This window comes from Aeromonas sp. HMWF016, from assembly GCF_963878195.1.
Classification (GTDB): domain Bacteria; phylum Pseudomonadota; class Gammaproteobacteria; order Enterobacterales; family Aeromonadaceae; genus Aeromonas; species Aeromonas lacus.
Genome location: NZ_CAWNWX010000063.1, coordinates 56,634 through 59,732 on the forward strand (window position 1 = coordinate 56,634; position 3,099 = coordinate 59,732).

The 3,099-nt window shown below is 58.8% G+C and carries 4 protein-coding genes; all 4 read left to right on the forward strand.

Features of this window, described 5'->3' with window-relative positions:
• On the forward strand, positions 1 to 308 hold a 308-nt coding region (locus tag AACS24_RS09220; RefSeq protein WP_258223163.1), incomplete at its 5' end, for a lipocalin family protein.
• 410 nt (positions 309 to 718) lie between these two features.
• Complete coding sequence (locus AACS24_RS09225; RefSeq protein WP_108573294.1) at positions 719 to 1,414, forward strand: DUF969 domain-containing protein; 696 nt, start codon at positions 719 to 721, stop codon at positions 1,412 to 1,414.
• Positions 1,414 to 2,337: a DUF979 domain-containing protein gene (locus AACS24_RS09230; RefSeq protein WP_108573296.1), complete on the forward strand. Its 924-nt coding sequence runs from the start codon at positions 1,414 to 1,416 to the stop codon at positions 2,335 to 2,337. The genes AACS24_RS09225 and AACS24_RS09230 overlap by 1 nt, the downstream gene beginning before the upstream one ends.
• Positions 2,338 to 2,351: 14 nt before the next feature.
• Entirely contained in the window at positions 2,352 to 2,999 is a 648-nt protein-coding gene (pcp, locus tag AACS24_RS09235) for a pyroglutamyl-peptidase I (RefSeq protein WP_258223164.1), read from the forward strand.
• Positions 3,000 to 3,099: the final 100 nt, after the last annotated feature.

Genomic DNA, 3,099 nt, shown 5'->3' on the forward strand with positions numbered 1-3,099 from the left:
TGCTCAACCGCGGCAAGCAGAGCGATGGCAGCTGGCGCGAAGCCGAAGGCAAGGCCTACTTCGTCGGCAGCCCTGACGAGGCGCGGCTCAAGGTGAGCTTCTTCGGCCCCTTCTATGGCGGCTACAACGTCATCGACCTCGACCCCGATTACCAGCTCTCGCTGGTAACCAGCTACAACCACGACTACCTCTGGATCCTCTCCCGCTCACCCAACCCGCCCAAGGCGAAGGTGGATGCGCTGGTCGCCAAAGCGAAATCGCTGGGCTTTGCTACCGACCAGCTTATCTGGGTCAAACAGAGTCACTGACCCCGCACCGGTGGCGAAACGCCTTCGCCACCGGCTTGTTTTCCCTTTCCAGTTAATATCCCAACGCCACCTTCGCGGCCATAAAAATACCGCCGCTTGGTTGTTGCCAATATATTGCGAAGCTGCACCCGCCCCTACCAATAACGCAACAAATAATAGCCATGTTGTCAGTTCTGCCTTGCCACACAGGCACCGGCAATGATTGCTACAGCTGATTAAGGTGAAACGAAATAGCGCCAAAATAACGGGATTCACCATTGACCAGAGAGCAATAAACCAACAGCAAACCGCAATTAAAAACCAAACGAATCCCACCAAGGTGATTATTTGTTGCCATCCCCGGAGTCTGGTGATAAACAACTCGGCTACCCAAAATTACACATAAATATTCACTTTAACGAGGTGGCTAATTGGAATGGATTAAACTGAGCGGCATTCTTATTATTTTGTTGGGTTTTTATTTCAAACTCGACACCCTGGCTGTCGTGCTGGTGGCCGCCGTCACCACGGCGCTGGTCTCCGGTCTCTCCATGACCGATTGCCTCTCCCTGCTGGGGGAAGCCTTCGTCTCCAACCGCATGGTGACGCTGTTTCTGCTGACCCTGCCGATGATCGGCATCTGCGAACGCTACGGTCTCAAACAGCAGGCAGTCACCCTGATCGAGCGGATCAAGAAGCTCACCCCGGGCAAGTTCATGACCCTCTATATGTTTATCCGCGAACTGGCCGGTCTCTTCTCGGTGCGGGTTCAGGGTCACACCCAGTTTATTCGTCCGCTGGTCAATCCCATGACTCAGGCAGCCGCCACCAAGGTGCACGGCAAATTAAGCGAAGAGGATGAGGAATATATCAAGGCGCGGGTTTCGGCCACCGAAAACTACGGCAACTTCTTTGCCCAGAATACCTTCGTCGCCTCCGCCGGGGTATTGCTGATCGTCGGTACGTTTGAATCTCTTGGATATAGCGTCTCTGCCGTCGATATTGCCAAGGCATCCATGCCGATCGCCATTATCGCCCTGCTGATGGTGGCCGCTTCCAATATGTGGTTTGACCGTCAGATGGCCAAGACATATACCGTGAGCAGCGACAAGGAGGGGCAACAATAATGGCGACCCTCATCCCCAACATGCTCGAATTCTTTTATGTGCTGATCGGCGTCATCCTGTTCAGCAGCGCCTGGCGCGTCCTGCGTGACTCCAACCACCCGGCCAAGATCGGTACAGCCCTGTTCTGGACCATCCTGGGTGTGCTGTTCGCCTTCGGCAGCTATATCCCCAACGTCATCAATGGCGTGCTGATCCTCGCCATGGGGGTCATTACCCTGCTCAAGCAGGTGAAGATCGGCAAGCTTGAGCAGGCGAGCGAGGAGGAGTCCCAGACCCACGCCAACCGCATCGGCAACCGGATCTTCCTCCCCTGCATCCTGCTGGCCGTGCTGGCGGTGGTGATCGCCCAGTTCACCCCCCTTGGCGGTCAAGTCGGTATCGGTCTGGCAGCGGTCATCGCCTTCGTCATCACGGTACTGCTGACTCGTGCCACCCCCGCTACCGTGGTGGGTGACTCCGACCGGATGATCCAGCAGGTCGGCATCACCGGCATTCTGCCGCAACTGCTGGCTGCGCTCGGGGTGATCTTCAACAAGTCCGGCGTCGGCGATGTCATCTCCCACGGGATCTCCACCGTGGTGCCGGTCGGCAGCCCCTTCGTCGGTGTGGTGGCCTACTGCCTCGGCATGATGGTCTTCACCATGATCATGGGCAACGCCTATGCCGCCTTCACGGTCATCACCGCCGGCATCGGCATCCCCTTCGTCATTGCCCAGGGCGGTGACCCGGTGGTGGCCGGTGCGCTGGCGATGACCGCCGGCTTCTGCGGCACCCTGATGACCCCCATGGCCGCCAACTTCAACGCCCTGCCCGCCGCCCTGCTGGAGATGAAGGATCTCAACAAGGTGATCAAGGTGCAGGTGCCGATGGCGCTGACGCTGGTGCTGATCCATATCGCACTCATGTATTTCTGGGCATTCTGACCATTCGGGAGAAGATGATGAAAGTACTGATTACCGGTTTTGACCCCTTCGGCGGCGAGCCCATCAACCCGGCATGGGAGGCGGTCAAGCGCCTGCCAGAGACAATTCTGGACGCCACCGTGATCAAGGCGCAGATCCCCACCGTCTTTGGCAAGTCAGCCACCCTGCTGGCAGAGCTGATGCGCCAGCACCAGCCCGACGTGGTGATCAACGTCGGTCAGGCGGGCGGCCGCTTCGCCATTACCCCGGAGCGCGTCGCCATCAACCTCGACGACGCCCGCATCCCCGACAACGAGCAGCAGCAGCCCATCGATGAAGTGATTCAGGCCGATGGCGCTCCGGCCTACTTCTCCCGTCTGCCCCTCAAGGGGATGGTGCAGCGCATCAAGGAGAACGGCATTCCGGCGGCGGTCTCCAACACCGCCGGCACCTTCGTCTGCAACCACATCATGTACCAGCTGCACTACCTGATTGAGAAAGAGTTCCCGGCGGTGCGCGGCGGCTTTATCCACGTTCCCTACATAACCGAACAGGTAGCGGACAAGGTGAACCAGCCCTGCCTCGCCATGAGCGACATTACCCGCGCGCTGGCGCTGGCCATCGAGGCGGTGGTGCTGCAGCAGGATGGCGATATCAAGGTCGTGGGCGGCGAGATCTCATGAGCCTTTGCCAGCCACGCCCGCTGTTCGTCTACGGCAGTCTGATGGACGGGCTGTTCAACTACCGCCGCTATCTGGCTCACCACGTGAGCCAGACGCCCCG

Excerpts from the sequence above, each read along its gene's own strand:
- AACS24_RS09230 (WP_108573296.1), top strand. The coding sequence starts at position 1,414 with ATGGCGACCCTCATCCCCAACATGCTCGAATTCTTTTATGTGCTGATC.
- pcp (WP_258223164.1), top strand. The coding sequence starts at position 2,352 with ATGATGAAAGTACTGATTACCGGTTTTGACCCCTTCGGCGGCGAGCCC.